General features: G+C 68.9%; 14 protein-coding genes. 8 read left to right on the plus strand and 6 right to left on the minus strand.

The window, feature by feature from the left end; all coding sequences use genetic code 11:
• The first annotated feature begins 158 nt into the window (after positions 1-158).
• The 6 genes from DLJ58_RS08170 (at position 159) to DLJ58_RS08195 (ending at position 7417) form a co-directional block, all read left to right on the plus strand.
• Complete coding sequence (locus DLJ58_RS08170; protein ID WP_124854634.1) at positions 159-1043, plus strand: aminoglycoside phosphotransferase family protein; 885 nt, start codon at positions 159-161, stop codon at positions 1041-1043.
• A gap of 24 nt (positions 1044-1067) precedes the next feature.
• Positions 1068-1535 carry a hypothetical protein gene (locus DLJ58_RS08175; RefSeq protein ID WP_124854592.1) on the plus strand — a complete coding sequence of 156 codons (468 nt, stop codon included), beginning with the start codon at positions 1068-1070 and terminating at the stop codon, positions 1533-1535.
• 296 nt (positions 1536-1831) lie between these two features.
• Positions 1832-2869, plus strand: a complete 1038-nt coding sequence (locus DLJ58_RS08180) for an MraY family glycosyltransferase (protein ID WP_124854593.1) — start codon at positions 1832-1834, stop codon at positions 2867-2869.
• A complete protein-coding gene (locus tag DLJ58_RS08185) occupies positions 2838-3941 on the plus strand; it encodes an NAD-dependent epimerase/dehydratase family protein (protein WP_124854594.1) in 1104 nt (367 codons plus the stop codon). Before DLJ58_RS08180 ends, DLJ58_RS08185 begins: the two co-directional genes overlap by 32 nt.
• Before the next feature lie 99 nt (positions 3942-4040).
• Positions 4041-5291 (plus strand): glycosyltransferase family 4 protein, encoded by a 1251-nt coding sequence (locus tag DLJ58_RS08190; protein WP_124854595.1) that lies wholly within the window; start codon positions 4041-4043, stop codon positions 5289-5291.
• Positions 5292-5542: 251 nt separating this feature from the next.
• On the plus strand, positions 5543-7417 hold the full coding sequence (locus DLJ58_RS08195; RefSeq protein ID WP_124854596.1) for a nucleoside-diphosphate sugar epimerase/dehydratase: 1875 nt from the start codon (positions 5543-5545) through the stop codon (positions 7415-7417).
• A 181-nt stretch (positions 7418-7598) separates the two neighbouring features.
• Here the strand turns inward: DLJ58_RS08195 and wecB are convergent, their stop codons facing one another.
• Genes wecB through DLJ58_RS08210 form a run of 3 tightly spaced genes read right to left on the minus strand, consistent with a single transcriptional unit; the run spans position 7599 to position 10922 of the window.
• On the minus strand, positions 7599-8723 hold the full coding sequence (gene wecB / locus DLJ58_RS08200; protein WP_124854597.1) for a non-hydrolyzing UDP-N-acetylglucosamine 2-epimerase: 1125 nt from the start codon (positions 8721-8723) through the stop codon (positions 7599-7601).
• Between the two features lie 37 nt (positions 8724-8760).
• Complete coding sequence (locus DLJ58_RS08205; protein ID WP_124854598.1) at positions 8761-9888, minus strand: polysaccharide biosynthesis C-terminal domain-containing protein; 1128 nt, start codon at positions 9886-9888, stop codon at positions 8761-8763.
• Positions 9882-10922: an SDR family NAD(P)-dependent oxidoreductase gene (locus DLJ58_RS08210; protein ID WP_124854599.1), complete on the minus strand. Its 1041-nt coding sequence runs from the start codon at positions 10920-10922 to the stop codon at positions 9882-9884. Before DLJ58_RS08210 ends, DLJ58_RS08205 begins: the two co-directional genes overlap by 7 nt.
• Positions 10923-11384: 462 nt before the next feature.
• Here DLJ58_RS08210 and DLJ58_RS08215 point away from each other — a divergent pair, with 462 nt between their 5' ends.
• The gene (locus DLJ58_RS08215; protein WP_124854600.1) at positions 11385-12794 is read left to right on the plus strand and encodes a hypothetical protein; all 1410 of its coding nucleotides are present in this window, start codon (positions 11385-11387) and stop codon (positions 12792-12794) included.
• Here DLJ58_RS08215 and DLJ58_RS08220 read toward each other — a convergent pair.
• Positions 12765-14093, minus strand: coding sequence for a glycosyltransferase (locus DLJ58_RS08220; protein WP_124854601.1), 1329 nt, complete (start codon positions 14091-14093; stop codon positions 12765-12767). The genes DLJ58_RS08215 and DLJ58_RS08220 overlap by 30 nt on opposite strands.
• The gene (locus DLJ58_RS08225) at positions 14090-15100 is read right to left on the minus strand and encodes a glycosyltransferase family 4 protein (protein WP_124854602.1); all 1011 of its coding nucleotides are present in this window, start codon (positions 15098-15100) and stop codon (positions 14090-14092) included. The genes DLJ58_RS08220 and DLJ58_RS08225 overlap by 4 nt, the downstream gene beginning before the upstream one ends.
• A 360-nt stretch (positions 15101-15460) precedes the next feature.
• Between DLJ58_RS08225 and DLJ58_RS08230 the strand changes: the two genes are divergently transcribed.
• A complete protein-coding gene (locus tag DLJ58_RS08230) occupies positions 15461-16654 on the plus strand; it encodes a glycosyltransferase (RefSeq protein WP_158629562.1) in 1194 nt (397 codons plus the stop codon).
• Between the two features lie 10 nt (positions 16655-16664).
• Here DLJ58_RS08230 and DLJ58_RS08235 read toward each other — a convergent pair whose 3' ends face one another.
• Entirely contained in the window at positions 16665-17189 is a 525-nt protein-coding gene (locus tag DLJ58_RS08235) for a DapH/DapD/GlmU-related protein (protein ID WP_244218842.1), read from the minus strand.
• Between the last annotated feature and the right edge of the window lie 22 nt (positions 17190-17211).

The following is a 17211-nucleotide window of genomic DNA, read 5'->3' on the forward strand; positions in this document are numbered from 1 at the left end:
GCAAGCGGGCCGGAGCGGCAAGCGGGCCGGCGCGGCAAGCGGGCCGGCGCGGGATGGAGCCGGAGCGGGAGGCGAAGGGCCGTAGGAGCGGACGGCGCGGCCTCGGGGAAATCCGCTCGCGTGGCCGCGAGGTTCGGGGTGATGATCTCGCGGTGAGGATGCACGCCGATCAGGTGGACGTGAGCGTGGACGTGGTGTCCGCGCTGGTGGCCGAGCAGTTTCCGCGGTGGCGGGGCCTGCCGGTCCGGCCGCTCCCCTCGACCGGCACGGTGAACGCCCTGTTCCGGCTCGGCCCGGACATCGTGCTGCGGTTTCCGCTGCTCCCCTCGACCGATCCCGAGCTGCGCGCCGAGCTGCGGCGCGAGCAGGAGCACGCCGTGCTGCTCGGCGGGCACCTGCCGGTCGCGGTGCCCGAACCGCTCGGCCTCGGCGAGCCGGGCGACGGGTACCCCGGGCCGTGGACGGCGTACCAGTTCATTCCGGGGCAGACGGCCCAGCCCGACCGGATCGCCGACCTCGACGTCTTCGCGCGGGACCTGGCCGGCGTGGTGACGGCACTGCGCGGCATCGACACCGGCGGGCGGATCTGGTCCGGTAACGGGCGCGGCGGGCGGCTGGCAGCCGAGGACGCCGGCGTGCGGGCCGCGCTCGCGGTCAGCGGCGCGCTCACCGACACCACCGCGCTCAGCGAGGTGTGGGAGCGGTGCCGGGACGCGCGCCGCGACGACCCCGCCGACGTGTGGATCCACGGCGACCTGATGCCGGGCAACCTGCTGGTCCGCCACGGCCGGCTGGCCGCCGTCATCGATCTGGGCGCGGTCGGCGTGGGCGACCCCGCGGTGGACCTGATGCCGGCGTGGAACCTGTTCGACGCGGGTTCCCGCGAGACGTACCGGCGGGCGTTGGGCGTGGACGACGCGACGTGGGAGCGGGGGCGCGGCTGGGCCCTGGAGCAGGCGATCAACGCGCTGCCGTACTACGTCGAGACCAATCCGGTGATGGCCCGCATCGCCCGGCAGACGCTGCGGGCCGTGCTCGTCTGAGTCGGCTCGCGTACCGTCGGCGTCGTGGGTGAGCGAGACGCCCGGGAGTGGCGGGATCAGCAGCGGCAGGCGGTGCGGGCACACGCCGACGCGGACGCGCGGCGGCGGGCCGCCGAGCACGCGGAGGCGGCGGAGCTGGTGGCCTGGTTCGTGGCCGAGGCGACCCGGCGAGGGCTGCCCACCACGCGCCTGGTCGCCCGGGGATACGACGGGCGTGGGCGCTACCGCACGGGGCTGACCGGCTGGTACGTCGATCGAGCCGAAACCCGCGCGGTGGACGTGGCTGGCCGGTTCCACCTGCTGACCGTGCCGGGCGGTCTGCGGGCCCGACTGTTCGGCGTCGACCCGCAGCCCAGCCCGGCGCCGTTGGTCGTCGGAGCGGGGGGTCGCGACGGTGAGTCGATCCCGCTGCGGACCCTGCTCACCCGGCTGCTGAACGACGGCCCCGGCGGGCCAGGCTCCACCACCATGCCTGCCGCACCACGAGGGTGAGCAGGCCAGCCGCCTCGTCCCGCACTCGGTAGGCGGCCACCGTCACGTCCGCCGCCGCCGCCGGCAGGGTGACCAACGAGGTCAGCGCCCGCACCGGGCTGCCGGACGTCTTCCACGGCACCGTGAGCAGTTTCAGCTGCGTGCTCCACACCGAATACCGGGAACGGTCGTTTACTCATAGAAGCGACTTCTATTATTGATTCATCCCTATATCACCGGTTCAACCTAAAGGCTCAAGTGGTGAATCTCGTACATATTAAAGAGGATCCTCACTTCTTTTCCGCAGGAACCACGCCATGCTGAGTGTTCCGCTCGCTGGCGGAATCGTGCTCGCACTCGCCGTCGGCACCCTGCTGCAGCCACTGATCCTTCGCCTGCTGAGAGCAGCCGCGGTTCTCGACATACCGTCGGAGCGTTCCTCGCACAGCACACCGATCCCGCGCGGCGGTGGCGTGGGAGTGGCCGCCGCGGCAGGGCTCGCACTTCTCCTGAACGAGCACGCACGATCCATCGCCGTACCGCTGCTCTTCTTCGCGGCGATCGGGCTCCTGGAAGACCTCCGGGGTGTCCCGATCCGCAGCCGGCTGCTTCTGCAGTTGCTCGCCGGCGTGGGCACGGCCCTGGTCCTGGTGCCCGGTGGGCAGGCGTTGTACGTCCACGTGCTTCTGGTACTCGCCCTGGCGGCCTGGCTGACCTCGTATGTGAACGCCTTCAACTTCATGGACGGCATCAACGGCATCTCGGCCGTGCACGCGATCCTCGGCGGAGTGGTGTACGCCGTGCTGGGAGTGCTTACAGACCTCCCGCTGCTGACCGCGGCCGGCAGTCTGATCGCCGCCGCATCCCTGACATTCCTCCCCTGGAACGCCTGGGTCGCCAGGGTCTTTCTCGGTGACGTCGGGTCCTACGCCCTCGGCGGCGCGCTCGCCACGATCGCCGCGTACGCCGTCGTTCGCGGCACCCCGCCCGAGGCGGCCGTGGCGCCACTCGCCCTCTATCTCGCCGACACGGGTTGGACGCTCCTGTGCCGTATCCGTAACGGCGAGGCCTGGTATCACCCGCACCGCCACCATGCCTACCAGCGGTTGACCGACGGCGGGTGGTCACACCAGCGGGTCACCGTGGCGACGGCCGTCGCCGGGGCGGCGGTGGCCGCCTGCCTGGTTGCCGCGTCCTTCAGCGGGCCGATCACCCGCGCCGCACTGGACGCCACGGCCCTCGCGATCCTCGCCGCCTACCTCGCTGCCCCGGGGTGGCTCGCCGCCCAGCGACGACAGCCTTCGTCGGAAGGAAGGACGATCCATGCCAGAACTGTCAGTTCAACGAGCCGGTGACCTCGCCGGCCGCCCAGGGAGCCGGCCGATCGACAAGGTCGCGGTGCTCGGCAGCAGCGGCTTCGTCGGTCGAGCGGTCGTCGCCGAGTTGGGCAACCGGGGCGTCAAGGTCCAGCCCGTCGCCGCGCCGCGCTTGTCGTGGCCGCTCACCCACGCTCTTCGCGCAGATTCGGTGCCCGCAGATCTCTACGAGGATGTCGTCGACGCACTCGCCGCGCAGCTCGACGGCGCCCAGATCGTGATCAACACGGCCGGACTACCGAACGGGTCCGCCCCGGACAGCGCGGAGTTGTACGGCGGAAACACCCTGCTACCCACACTGGTCGCCCGAGCCAGCGCTCTGGTCAACGCCAGGCGACTGGTCCACGTCAGTTCTGCGGCAGCGCAGGGGCAGATGGCGCTCGACGAGACAGCACGGACGATGCCGTTCTCGCCGTACTCGCGTTCCAAGGCAATCGGTGAACGCCTGCTGCGGCGCGAGGACTGCATCGACACTGTCATCTACCGGTCGACCTGGGTGCACGACGTGGATCGGCCGAACACCCGTGCCCTCATCCGGCTCGCACAGTCGCGCGCGAGCTGCGTCGCCGGGGACGGCACCGCACCAACGCCCCAGGTCCTCATCGACGATGTCGCCACGGCGATCACCCATCTCGGGCTCGTCGACGGATCAGTACCGCCCATCGTTCTCCAGCCCTACAACGGCATGACGACCGGGCTCCTGCTCCGCCTTCTCGGTGGTCGCGAGCCACTGCACCTTCCACCGCGGGTGGCGCGGTACGCGACGCGCTGCTTCACCGCGTACGGGCGGACGAGTCTGAACGCCAACGCGCATGCCCGTCGCGTGGAGATGCTCCTGTTCGGCAAGCGACAGGTGCCGGGCTGGCTCGCCGACCAGGGGCTGGCGCCGCAGCTGCGCCCCGAGGCATGGGAGCGGCTGAGAACCGCCGGGACCGGGCCGACACCCGCCTCGTCACCGAGCGCCGAGGCCCTCGCGCGACCGAGAACAGGTGACTCGCAACCGCAGGACACCAGCGGAGCGGCCGGGGCCGACCGGTATCTGACGAAGTAGCTCCGCCCAAACAGGAAGGTTCTCCATGACTCTCGCCCTCGTGTCGGGCTCGGCTGGCCTGATCGGTTCCTTGGCTGCTCCGGCTGCGGTGACACCGCGGTGAGAATCGGGATCATCACGCAGTGGTACGACCCGGAGGGTGGCTCTGCCGTCCTGCCGGGGATCATCAGTCGGTCGCTCGTCGCACTTGGGCACGAGGTGCACGTGCTCACCGGCTTCCCGAACTATCCGTCCGGCCGACTGTCTCCGGGGTACCGGATCCGTCCGTACCGGTTCGAGAAGATGAACGGGGTCTCGGTGCACCGGGTGCCGCTGGTGCCCAGCCACGACCGGTCAGCAGTCAGACGGGCTGCCAACTATCTCAGCTTCGCGGCCTCGGCGGCGGCCCGGTTGGATCTGCTCCGCAAAGTCGACGTGTGGCTGGTCTACTCTTCGCCGGCGACTGTGGCGCTGCCCGCGATGATGGCCCGTTGGCTGCACGGACGCCCGTACGTGATCCTCATGGAGGATCTCTGGCCGGACACCCTGGCGGAGAGCGACTATGTCCGCCCTGGCCGTCGCACCGACCTGATAATCCGGTTGCTCAACCGGTTCTGCGACTCGGCGCATCGGAACGCATCGTCGGTTGCCGTCATCGCGCCGGGTATGGCCGACATCCTGAACAGCCGCGGAGTCCCGCGAGACAAACTGTCGGTTGTCTACAACTGGGTCGACGAGCGGGTCTTCCGCCCGAGAACACCCGATCCGCAGATGGCTGGCTCCCTCGGGCTGAAGGGCTTCGTCGTCATGTACGCGGGAAGCATGGGGAACCTCCAAGGGCTCGATGTCGCCGTCGACGCACTGGAGTACCTCGCCGACATCCCGGACCTGACGCTCGTGTTCGCGGGCAGCGGCGTGGAAGAGCGGCGGCTACGCGAATCGGCCGCACGGTACGCACCCGGCCGGGTGGTCTTCCTCGGCCAGCAGCCGATCGAGCGGATGGTCGAGCTGATGCCACTCGCGGACGTCCAGTTGATCTCTTTGCGCGATCAGCCCTTCCTCCGCTCGATCATGCCCAGCAAGGTGCAGAGCACCCTCGCGTGCGGCCGTCCCATCGTCGCCGCCCTGGCGGGTGACGCGGCCCGGCTCGTCGACGAGTCCGGTGCCGGATTCGTCGCTCCCCCCGGCGACCCTTACGCCCTGGCCGACGCGATCCGTCGGATGTACGAGTTGGGCGCCGAGAAACGTGAAGAGCTGGGCCGCAGCGGCCGGCAGTTCTACCTGGAACGACTCTCGGAACGGGTCGGCAGCGTTGCCCTCGCCAGGCACCTGGAGAAGGCGGTCCGGGACCACGTCCCGTCCGATCGGTGACCAGCGCGCCGGTGGCGCCGCCGAACCCAGCAGCTCACGCCGCAGCACCGGTGGGCGAAACCGGACGGCGGCGGCTCTGACCGTGACAGCGGCCAGGCTCACTGGGCGGCCAAAAGGATAGCCGGATCTTCGGCTCAGATAACCCGAAAACGGCCAACAGTGCCGCTTCGCCCTGTAACAAGGACAAGGAGCGCAAAGCTCCTTCTGCCGGGCGGCGGAAGTAGTCGGAAGACGGGACAGGGAGCCAGTACATGCCCCAGGACACGGAGCACACGGAGCGGCTGGACCAGCGGACGCGGCGAGCCAGGGCTCGCCGCCGGGCCATCGGATTTCTCGCGGCCGACACCACCGCCTGGGTCGGCGGCTCAGTCGCCGCCGCTTGGACCCGATCCGAGTTCCAGCTTCCTCCCGGCCAGTTCGGCCGAGCCGCAGCGGTCGGGACGGCCGCGGCGGTCATACACGTGGCAGTGGCGGCGTTGCGTCGGCTCTACTCCGGACGACACCCGCTGGGCAGCCTGCAGGAGGTCCAAGGCGTCGCCGGCACCACCATCACGACGGCCGGGATCGTGCTGCTCGGCCTGCTGCCGTCCAGCGAGCGACCGGTTCCGGCGAGCACCCCTCTGGTCGGCGGCGCGCTCGCCCTGCTGTTCATGCTCGGCGCCCGGTTCGCGTACCGGCACCGCCGCGACCTCGCCATGCGGCCGGATGTCCGGTCGTCGACGCCGGTGCTGCTGTTCGGGATGGGAGATGCCGGCCAGGGGCTGCTCCGGGCCATGCTCAGCGACCCGCGCGGTCGGTACCTACCGGTCGGCGCCCTCGACGACGACCCGGACAAGCGCGACCTGCGCATCGGTCGGGTCCGCGTCCTGGGCGGACGGAACGATGTCGCCACCTCGGTCCGGCGTACCGGTGCCACCGCCGTCATCTTCTCGGTGGCCAACGCGGACGCCGCGCTGATCCGCCAGATCCGTGGGGCGACCCTTGACGCTGGCGCGGTGTTCAAGGTGCTGCCCCCGGTGCGGGACCTGGTCGACCACCGGATCACCGTCACCGACGTCCGGGACGTGCAGATCGACGATCTGCTCGGCCGCCGTCAGGTGGTCGGTGACCTGCCGCTGAGCACCAACAGCCTGACCGGGCGGCGGATCCTCGTCACCGGCGCCGGCGGATCCATCGGCTCCGAACTCTGCCGCCAGGTGATGAAGGCCAACCCTGGTGAGCTGATGATGCTGGACCGGGACGAGTCGGCGCTGCACAGCCTCCAGATGTCGCTCGTCGGCCGGGCCATGTTGGACGGCCCCGAGCTGATCCTCGCCGACCTGCGGGACGACGAGGGCATTCGGCGGATCATCCGGGAGCGCCGACCGGAGGTCATCTTCCACGCGGCGGCGCTCAAGCACCTGACCCTGCTGGAGCGGCACCCGGGCGAGGCGGTCAAGACGAACGTCTGGGGAACCCTGTCGGTGCTGGACGCCTGCCAGGATGTGGCGAAGTTCGTCAACATCTCCACCGACAAGGCGGCCAACCCGATCAGCGTCCTCGGCTACTCGAAACGGATCACCGAGCGACTGACCGCACACGCCGGGTCCCGGTTCCCGGGGACCTTCCTCAGCGTCCGGTTCGGCAATGTGCTGAGCAGCCGCGGCTCGGTGGTGACCGCGTTCCAACGGCAGATCGAGGACGGACGGCCGCTGACCGTCACCCACCCCGACGTCACCCGCTACCTGATGACCGTCCAGGAGGCGGTCCACCTGGTGCTCCAGGCCGCCGAGATCGGTCAGGACGGCGAGGCACTGGTGCTCGACATGGGTGACCCGGTCCGTATCACCGACCTGGCCCGACAGATGGCCGATCAGGCGTCCAGTTCCGTTCCGATCGTCTACACCGGCCTTCGCCCCGGGGAGAAGCTGCACGAAGACCTCCTCGGCACCGGCGAGGTGGACACCCGGCCGTTCCATCCCCTGGTGTCGCACGTGGCCGTCCCGGCGCTCGATCCGATAGAGGTCAGCGGGCTCGACCCGTACGACGACACGGCGAAGATCGTCGAGCACCTCGCGCTGCTCTGCGCCCAGCCGGTCGGTCCGATGGCGAAGGGTCCGCTGGGCGTACCCCTGCAACCGCACTGATCGACCCCGCCGCAGCGGCGGCGGTGCACGGGGTGACGCCGCGGCGGCGTCACCCCGTTCCGTTGGCTGAAGGGCCCCGCGGTCACCGCACCCCGCGCGCGCGGGCCGGGACCAGGCACACCGACACCAGGGCCGGCGACCACAGGTTCGTGGTGGCCGGCCCTGGTGTCGGTGCTGCTGGTCAGCGGCGGATGCCCGCCCAGTCGTGGTGTCGGCGCACGGTGGAGAGGATGAAGTCGACCACGCGTCGGGAGGTGTCGGGCACCTGGTAGTCGACCGGGCAGGGCACCCCCTCCGCGGCGACCTGCGCCACCATCACCTCGACAGCCTCGACCACGCCCTGCGGGTCCAGGCCGGTCATGATGATGCCGCCGGCGTCGAGCGCCTCGGGGCGTTCGATCGACTCGCGCAGCGTCACCGCGGGGAAGCCCAGGATGGCGGCCTCCTCGCTGATCGTGCCGCTGTCCGAGAGGGTGCAGTAGGCCTTCGTCTGCAGATGTACGTAGTCGAGCAGCCCGAACGGGTCGTGGAAGGCGATGCCGTCGAGCCCGGTGGCATCCGGGGCCAGTGCCTCCAGCCGCTTACGGGTGCGCGGGTGGGTGGAGACCAGCACCGGGAAGCCCCACCGGTCGCGAACCGCGACCAGGCAGTCCAGCAGCCGCTGGAGCCGGTCGGGGCGATCGACGTTCTCCTCCCGGTGCGCGCTGACGAGGAAGTAGCGACCCTGGGCGAGTTCCAGTTGACTCAGGATGGTCGAGCTGGCGATCGGCGTCCGGTAGTGCTCCAACACCTCCCGCATCGGCGAGCCGGTGTGCAGGATCCGGCGCGGGTGCAACCCTTCGGCGAGCAGGTTTCGCCGTGCGTGTTCGGTGTAGACGAGGTTGAAGTCGGCCACATGGTCGACCAGGCGCCGGTTGGTCTCCTCCGGCACGTTCAGGTCGAAGCACCGGTTGCCGGCCTCCATGTGGTAGACCGGCACCCTCATCCGGCGGGCCATCAGTGCGGCGATGCAGCTGTTGGTGTCACCGAGCACCAGCAGCGCGTCCGGCCGCACCTCGGCGATCGCCGCCTCCATGCCGACAAGCACCCCGCCGAGGACCCGGCCCAGTGATGAGGTGTCGACGCGGAGGAACCGATCCGGCTCCCGCAGGCGCAACTCCTTGAAGAACACGTCGGACAGGGTTGTGTCCCAGTTCTGCCCGGTGTGCACCAGCGTGTGATCCACCGTGTCGTCGAGTCGAGCGATCACCCGGGAAAGCCTGATGATCTCGGGTCGGGTGCCGACCACCGTCATGATCCGGGTCATGCCCGTCCTCTCTCTGCTGTCACGTGAGCGGTCGACCTCACGCGCTGACCGTCAGTGGCGCCGACGCGGCCGCCTCCACCGTCTCGGCCCAGGTGTCCGGCCGGTCCGGGTCGAAGAGCTCGTTGGTCCAGAACATCGTCACCAGTTCGTCCGCGCCGGTGTTCACCAGCTTGTGCACCCACATCGTGGGCATGTCGATGAGGGCCGGCTCGGCGCCGCTCACCGGGAACCGCAGCACCTCGGAGTCGCCGACCCGGCGCAGGCTGATCTCGGCCGAGCCGCGCAGCACCACGAACCGTTCCACCTTCGCCAGATGGAAGTGTTCTCCCCGGGTGATCCCCGGACGGGTGGTGGAGCAGAACGTCTGCCCCGCCCCGCCGTGTACCTTCACCGTCTCGACCAGTTCGCCACGGGCATCGGCCCGCCGGGGCAGTGTGATCGGGTAGTGCGCCGGGAAGCAGTGCGACCGGTACGTGTTGAACAGCCGTACGTCGTGCCGGCTCAGCAGGGACGGGATCTCCCCGGTCCGGTACGTCGCGGCCATCCCGGTGAGTCGGTCCGCGAGAGCCTGGACGCCGATGCGCAGCGCCGGCATGGCCGGATCCCACGATCCGCCGCCTGGCACCCCGATGAGACGCGCCGCGGCGTCGGTGACGTGCACCAGGCTCAGCTCGCGATCGGCGTGCACCTCGGGCCGCCCACCCTCGGCGAGCAGCCGGCAGAAGGTCGCCACCGCCGAGTTGTAGTAAGGACGACCGTGCTCGCCGTACAGGTTCGGCAGCAACACGTCGTCGAGGTCGACGCCGGTGTCTGCCAGCACCCGGGCGGCAGCGGCCTTGGCGTCGCCGTACGGTGTGCCGTTGCCGGACTGCACCGAGTTGGCGTAGACCACCCGCGCCGGCGGGTCCGCGCAGTGCTTGAGCCCGTCGGCGAGCTGGGCGGCGAGCTGGATGTTGCCGGCGGCGACCTCGGCCGGCTCTCCACGGTTGACGCCGGCCAGGTGCAGCAGACGGTCGTGGCCGGCGATCTTCGCCGCGGTCACGCCGGGGTCGGCCAGATCGGCGCGGCTGAGCACTGTCGGCTCCGGCCAGCCGAGCACGCGCAGCAGCACCCGGACGTGCCAGCCGAGAAAGCCGCCGCCACCCGTGACGGCGAACCTCAGCACGCCAACACCGGGTCCCGCAGGGCCAGCTCCGCCCGCACCTCGGGCAGCGTCTTGAGCAACTCGACAATCTCGGGTACGCCGAGCTGCGGCGCGTTCGACGAGTTGAAGTCTTCGGTCAGCCCGTCGCCGAACTCTCCCTCGGAAACGTAGAGCGCGTAGTTGAGGTCGCGACCGTCCAGCGGCACCCGGAGAAAGTCCCCGAAGTCCTCGGCCTGGATGAGTTCCTCCCGGCTGGCCAGCGTCTCGGCCTGCTTCTCGCCGTGCCGTACGCCGATCACATCGAGCTTGGCGGGCACGTCGAAGAGCTGACACACCGCCTCGGCCAGGTCGCCGACGGTGCAGGCCGCCGCCTTACGAATGAAGATGTCACCGGTACGGGCGTGCTGGAACGCATGCTCGACCAGCTCGACGGAGTCGGCCAACGACATGACGAACCGGGTCATTCCCGGGTCGGTCACGGTGGGCGCCCGGCCCGCCTTGATCTGCTCGATGAAGAGCGGGATCACCGAGCCACGCGAGTACATGACATTGCCGTACCGCACGCAGGAGACCGTGGTGGCGCTGTTCGGGTTGTTCCGGGCGTGCGCCTGGACGACCTTCTCCATCATCGCCTTGCTCATGCCCATCGCGTTCACCGGGTAGACGGCCTTGTCGGTGCTGAGGACCACCACCGAGCCGACACCGTTACGCTCGGCGGCCTCGACGACATTGCTGCTGCCCAGCACGTTCGTCCGTACCGCCTCAAGTGGGAAGAACTCACACGACGGCACCTGCTTGAGAGCGGCCGCGTGGAAGATGTAGTCGATACCCCGGCTCGCCTTGAGCACCGAGTCGTAGTCCCGGATGTCCCCGACGTAGTAGCGGACCCGTTCGTCACCGAGCAGCCGACGCATCGCGTCCTGCTTGGCCTCGTCGCGGCTGAGCACCCGCACCTCGCCGACGCCGCGTGCGAGGAGCCGGCGAACCATGGTCTGGCCGAAGGAACCCGTACCGCCGGTGATGAGCACGCGGCGTCCGGTGGTCGCGAAAGTCATTGGTCCTCCCGTGTCGTCGATTCGCCGGTCCGCTACCCGACGACTCGACAAAGGAGCCGGGGCATCGCCCACGCATCCGTCCGGAGCAAGGGCCGTCTCGGCCGGTTGCAGCACCGGGGACAACGACATGTCGGCTCAACAGATACGCGCGTCTCCGCTAAGTCGTCGTAAAGTATGACAAAGAAGAAACGACCGCCCCTTTACCGGCGGCCCAACTGACGTCCAATTCATGAAACATCCGAAGTAACGGACCGACCCTTGCTATAACACCCTTACGCACTGGTGACGCCCCCATCCGGTACGCCCCCGTCTGCGACCTGGCCTACCCCAGAGGCGACACGTCGTTGGTCATTGCGTGTGCCCACGGACGGCGAGCCTGGCGGCGCACAGCGGGGACGAGCGGAACGACCACTACCGGGAGGCACCCGGCGGAGCGGACCACTGACGCGGGAGCACAGCTGGATGAGCACGACAACACCAGACCTCACCAAACGTCGATTCGCGCCGCCGTCGGCGTTGCCAGGACCAAACCACAATCCACTGGTCCTGTTCCGTGGCTCCTTGCGGGCCTGGCTGCCACTGCTGCTGGCTGGCGGTTGGATGCTGGGGACATTCGGCCTCTTCTGGGCCGGGGCATTGGCGCAGGAGGTACCAAACCCAGGCACGCTGTGGCTGTTCGTGATGAGCGCTACCGGCGCCTTTGCCGTCGGTTATGTCGCCCAGCTCTTCCGCAGCGATTTTCGGCCGAGGGCCAGCACGACACGGTCCACCGACGTGCTGCGGGCGCGCCGGCTGGTCCTGGCTGGCGGCATCTACTACGTGCTCTTCGGCCTGGCCCTGTTGTTCGAATACGGGGCGACCGGCCCGGGCAGCATCATCGCCAGCCTGCAAGACCCCGCAGGTGCGTACCTCAACAAATTCACTGTCTACCAGCAGCAGGAGGACAACGGACGGACGAACCCGGTCATCCAGGTACTGACCCTGCTCGGCGTTCTCGGCACCGCGCTTGTCCCACTGCTGGTCGTCCACTGGCGACGGCTGTCGGGTGGTCTGCGACTGGTCGGGCTGGCGGGCATCGGGGTCTACAGTCTCTTCTTTCTCTACATCGGCACACTCAAGGGCCTCGGGGACTTCGTCCTGATGATTGCTGCCGGGCTTCTCATCGCCTCGTCGCGAAATCGCGACCGCGCCGCACAGAGGGTGAAGCGGCGGCGTGCGACAGTGCTGGTGGCAGTCGTGTTCGCGCTCTTCTGCGCCTACATGATGAGCAGTCAGGCCGATCGGGTCGACCAGTTCGGCACCCACGACCGCGTCCGTGCCAATCCGACAGTTGAGCGGGTTGCCGGTGAACAGGTCGCTACGGGTCTCGCCGCGCTGGTGATCTACCCAACCCATGGCTATCTCGGCCTCGCGTACAACCTCGAAACGCCGTTCGTTTGGTCCCACGGGCTGGGCAGCACTCCGGCGATCACCTCGTACGGCAGCCAGTACCTCGGCATCGAGGCCGACCAGTACCCGGCCTACCCGGTCCGCACCGAGGGCCGGACCGGATGGCCCGCAGGCATGTACTGGTCGACGATCTATCCCTGGTTGGCCTCGGATCTCACCTTCCCGGGAACCGTGCTCTTCATGGCCTTCCTTGGTTGGTTCTTCGCCCGGCTCTGGCGCGAGGTGAACCTCGCGGGCGGCATCCTGCCGACCTTGATCTTCGTTCAGATGTGTCTGCTCGTCGCCTACATTCCCGCGAACAACCAACTCGGCATGTCGCGCCCGGCGGTGATCGGTCTCGCCACTCTGCTGTTCCTTTACCTGTGGACCGCCCTCACCCGGAGCGTGAAGGGCTCAGCGCCGCCCGAGCGGGTGCTGCGGTAGCTCACCCTTCCCCGTCGACACGCGGCCATGACGGTGGGTAGCGGTCATCAGTTCGACCAGGAAGGACCGAATCCGCTCGCCCTGTGCCGCAGGCCCCCGCGTCTGTCGTACGAATGCGGCTCCGGCCCTGCCGATAGCGCCCCTGTCCGCAGGAGACATGGCGAGCACCCGGAGCAGGGCGTCGCGCAGACCCTTGGCGGTGTCGGACTCAGCAAAGCAGAGATACGGATCGTAGTCGGCCGGGATGCCGGGCAGCCGGGTGGTCACAACCGGAATGCCGGTGGACAGGTACTCGATGAGCTTCGACGGAAACGAGTACCGGACGAACGATTGATCCACCGGCCTCGGATTCACCAGAACCGAGGCGCGAGCGAGGCGCCGCACCAACCCACCGCGGTCAAGCAACTCGGGTGGGGCTATCCGGGGGTCTGCCTTCGCCTGCGTCCGCAGCCACTCCTCCAGCTCTCCCCTACCGAACAGGAACAGACGCAGATCGGGATCGTCCATGCCGCGGAACGCCTCGACCAGGCGGTCGACGCCGTAGGCCCGAGTGAGGCCGCCGGCATACACCACGTCCCGGAAGCCAGCTACCGGCGCTCGACTCGCCGCCCAGGGCCCGTCCGCGTCGAGCGAACCAGCGGGGTCAGACGGTGCTGCCTGGGCAGCCGGCGGGTTGCAGATTCCCTCCATGACAAGACGCGGAAGCGAAGGCGCGAAATCCTCGGCAAGCGCGGCGGTGAGCACCACGACGCCGGAACACCGACGCAGCGCCATGCGGACCAACGAGTGATCCAGCCGGCGCAGCGCCCGGACGATCCGGCCGTCATCGGGGAGTACCACCCCGGGGGGATCGGTCAGGACGGGTACAACCCGTGCGGAGCCTCGCCATGCGACCAGGGCACCGAACCACAGGAAAGGCGTGTGGACGCCGTGGATGAGCAGGACGTCGTCGCCGTGCTGGCGTAACGCGCGCGAACCTGCACGTACGGCCGCCAGGAACCGCGTCACGTGTTTCAGGCCGAGCAGATTGACGAAACCCAGCAACTCTCCCTGCACGCCGGCCTGCTCGAACCGCCCTGACCTGAAGCGGATCTGCCGATTCCGTGGAAAGGTCGACGCGGGGGCCGCGGAGAGCAGTCGTACCGGACATCCTGCCGCGCGAACGCTCTCGACCAGGGCCCATGCGAACGTGTGGGTCTGGGTAGGCAGGACGACGTCTCGCGCCACGATGTGCTGGAAGAGGTCGTCCGCAACGGTAAAACCCAGCAGTAGTACGTGGGGATGCGGCTTGTCGGTCACACCGCTCCTTCCAGGATGCGGCGATAGACGCCATCGAGAGACCGGAGCATGACCGGCAGGCTGTATGCGTCCTGCACCACCTTGCGGCCCGTCTCCCCCACGTGTCGACGTTCGGCAGCGTCGGAGAGCAACGGCCCGAGGGCTCCGGCGAACGCCTCCGGATCTCCGGCCCTGACGAGGTGACCACCGCCCTGACGGAGCACCTCGACGTTGCCACCAACGGCCGAGGCCACGACGGGCAGCGCGTGCGCCATTGCCTCCAACAAGGCGTTGGACAGGTTCTCGTGCAGGGTGGGGAAGACGAAAACATCAGCGGCCGAGAGAAGGTCCGGCACGTCGAGCCGATTGCCGAGCAGCCGTACCTCGGTACCGGGCACGCCGGACAGGGCCTGGGCGATCCCGACCCGGTCCGGCCCGTCGCCGGCGACCAGCAGGACCCGAGGGCCAGCCTGCGGTGGCAGTCGGCGCAGCGCGTCCGCCAGGACCCCGAATCCCTTGTCCCAGTTCAACCGCGCTACCGCGATCATGACCAGGTCGTCGTGGGCCAAACCGAGGTCGGCGCGTCGGCCGTTCCTCGCATCTGCGTCGACATGGGCGGGTAGCGGAACCCCGTTGGGAATCACGCCGACGAACTTGTCCTCGTACGCTCGCAGGAAACTCCGGCCCGCGGCATACTCACACACGGTGGCGAAGTGGCTGGCCATCCGCAGAGTGGACGGCTCAGCACCGTGGGCCAGCATCGCGCGACGCCACGTGTGGCCGCCGTGTTTCAGGTCCCGCACGGTGCCGTGCACGGTGACCAGGATCCGTGGGCAGCCGGCCATCCGGGCGGCGAGCACCCCGTGAAATCCCTCGTTCTGCAGGCCGCGCACGTGCACCAGGTCGGGACGTACCCGGCGCAGGAGTCGCGTCCATTGACGCAACAGGGGCACGTTGAGGCCACCGTTGCCGCCGAACTGATGCATGCGGACGAACTCGTACTGCTCACTCAACGCTGAGTCCAGCACCCGCCGCACGGCGGTCAGTGGCCCGTTGGCACCAGGCGTGCCGGCCGAATGCTGCACAACGATCGGCCGTGCCCGCACGGGCCGCGCACTCGGGCTCTGGTCGATCCGCCTGGCTGGTTTCACTGACACTCCATCGTCGACCAGGGGCCATCGGCGGCGCGCCCCGACCTCCGTAACCGTCTCGGTGCGTACAGTAACACCGGCATTAGGCGCCAAAAGCCTGAGACACGCTTTATACGAATGGAAAGCATGAAAAGCTACGAGACCCTCACCTCTGCAGCTCAGCCGACCATTGCCCCGATGGAGCCCGTTCCACGAGTCGTCATGCTGGCGGCGTATCGGTTCCCGCACGGTGACGCGATGTCGAACCGACTGCTCCAGTTGGCCCGCTCCGCCACCCCTCCAGGTGCGTCAACCCTGATCATCAATGACTGGCCCGGGAACGACCGCCAGCCGGAATCGGTCGCCCTGCCACCCGAGCTGCGGCTGATCACGCTCTCCGCTGCTGGCGGAGGCGGCCGATTCCGTCGATGGGCGCACCGACAGAGCCGCCCCCTGCGCGTGCTCAGGGCCCTGCGACAAGCGGGGATACCCACCGGCGACCTCACCGGGGTCTGCATTCCACTCGGGTTGTGGAACCTGAGCACCTGGACCGTGCTGCGGCTGACGCTGCGCTGCCCGTTGACGGTTGACGTGCTCGAACGGCACGACCCGGCACAGTTTCGCCACGGGCGACTGGCGCCCTACTTCATCCGGCACCGGTGGCACTCGTTTCTCGCTGCGCGGTTGGCTGATCGGGTCATCGCGATCTCCACGACGCTGCAACGACGCTTCGCACGGTCGGATCGCGCCACCCTGGTCGTTCCGCCACAGGTCGACTGCGCCGACTACGACCAGCCGGCGCCGTCGTCACTGCAGGGCGGTCTGCGGTTGCTGTACGCCGGCACCGCGGGGTCCAAGGATCATCTCGCGGGCGTGCTGGAGGGCATCCGTCGGCTGCCGGAGACGGATCGCCAACGGGTGCGGCTGACAATAGCCGGAATGACCCAGGAGCAGGCCACCGCCGTGTCCGACCTGGACGGCAAGGCGGTGGCGGACCTCGGCGACCAACTCGTTTTTCTGGGCCGGGTGTCGCGCGACCGGGTTCTCGCCGAACTGCGCGCGGCGCACTTCTCGGTGCTGATCCGGCCCCCTGGGGGCTACGCGGAGGCGGGCTTTCCGTCGAAGGTTCCAGAGAGCCTGGCCGCCGGCTGCCCGGTTCTACTCAACCACACCAGCGATCTGGCGACGTACATCAGCGATGGCCGAGAAGGCATCGTGCTGGCGGGGCCGGGCGCCGATGACGTCCGGGAGGGTCTCCGGCGGGCACTCGCCCTGGATGACGCACAGTGGTGGCAGATGAGCCACTCTGCCCGTGAACGGGCCTCAGCGTTCGACTACCGCGCCTGGGCACCGACGGTCAGCGCGTTCGTGACCGGTCGCGCCACTGTCCGGAGCGGCCAGGACCACGCGGGCGGCCAACCGGCCGTCGCTCCACGACGGAGCGGTGAGTAACGCAGCACGATCAGACCGTCGGCTCGGCTGGAGCCGGCGGTCTGCGTGTCCCGTTGTCGCCCCTCGGTGTCGCCGGCACCGTCCGGTGGTCGCGCGGGCCCGATACGCCGTAGATCTCGCGGATCACGGCAGCCTTCTCCTGAGCCGGCAGGTGGCCACAGCCGAGTGACTTGGCCTTCATCGCGGCGAGGTACTCGTCCGTGCTTCGGAGAACGCGGGCGGGTACGCCGGCGGCGACACTGCCGTCCGGAACGTCACGGGTCACGACCGAGCCAGCCCCGATGATGCACCGATTCCCGATTCGCACACCCGGCATGATGATCGATCGCACACCTATGTAGACGTCGTCGCCGATACTGATCGGCGCGGTCCATTCAAGATCGGGATGTTCTCTGCGCAGAATGAGAGTGCCACCGTCGTGAGTGAGGAACTGCACCCCGGCCGTGATGTAGACATTGTCGCCCAAGGTGATCAGCCATGGCTCAGAGCCGAACATGCTCCGGTTGACGCCGTAGAAGCGCACCCGTCCGCGCATGTTCACCCCGATCGAACGCGCG

It is taken from the genome of Micromonospora arida (assembly GCF_003857035.1).
Classification (GTDB): domain Bacteria; phylum Actinomycetota; class Actinomycetes; order Mycobacteriales; family Micromonosporaceae; genus Micromonospora; species Micromonospora arida.

What these genes read in the sequence shown, in the direction of transcription:
- DLJ58_RS08170 (WP_124854634.1), top strand. Translation starts at nt 159, where the DNA reads ATGCACGCCGATCAGGTGGACGTGAGCGTGGACGTGGTGTCCGCGCTG.
- DLJ58_RS08195 (WP_124854596.1), top strand. Translation starts at nt 5,543, where the DNA reads ATGCCCCAGGACACGGAGCACACGGAGCGGCTGGACCAGCGGACGCGG.
- DLJ58_RS08210 (WP_124854599.1), bottom strand. Translation starts at nt 10,922, where the DNA reads ATGACTTTCGCGACCACCGGACGCCGCGTGCTCATCACCGGCGGTACG.
- DLJ58_RS08235 (WP_244218842.1), bottom strand. Translation starts at nt 17,189, where the DNA reads ATGCGCGGACGGGTGCGCTTCTACGGCGTCAACCGGAGCATGTTCGGC.
- wecB (WP_124854597.1), bottom strand. Translation starts at nt 8,723, where the DNA reads ATGACCCGGATCATGACGGTGGTCGGCACCCGACCCGAGATCATCAGG.
- DLJ58_RS08230 (WP_158629562.1), top strand. Translation starts at nt 15,461, where the DNA reads ATGTCGAACCGACTGCTCCAGTTGGCCCGCTCCGCCACCCCTCCAGGT.
- DLJ58_RS08215 (WP_124854600.1), top strand. Translation starts at nt 11,385, where the DNA reads ATGAGCACGACAACACCAGACCTCACCAAACGTCGATTCGCGCCGCCG.
- DLJ58_RS08180 (WP_124854593.1), top strand. Translation starts at nt 1,832, where the DNA reads ATGCTGAGTGTTCCGCTCGCTGGCGGAATCGTGCTCGCACTCGCCGTC.
- DLJ58_RS08185 (WP_124854594.1), top strand. Translation starts at nt 2,838, where the DNA reads ATGCCAGAACTGTCAGTTCAACGAGCCGGTGACCTCGCCGGCCGCCCA.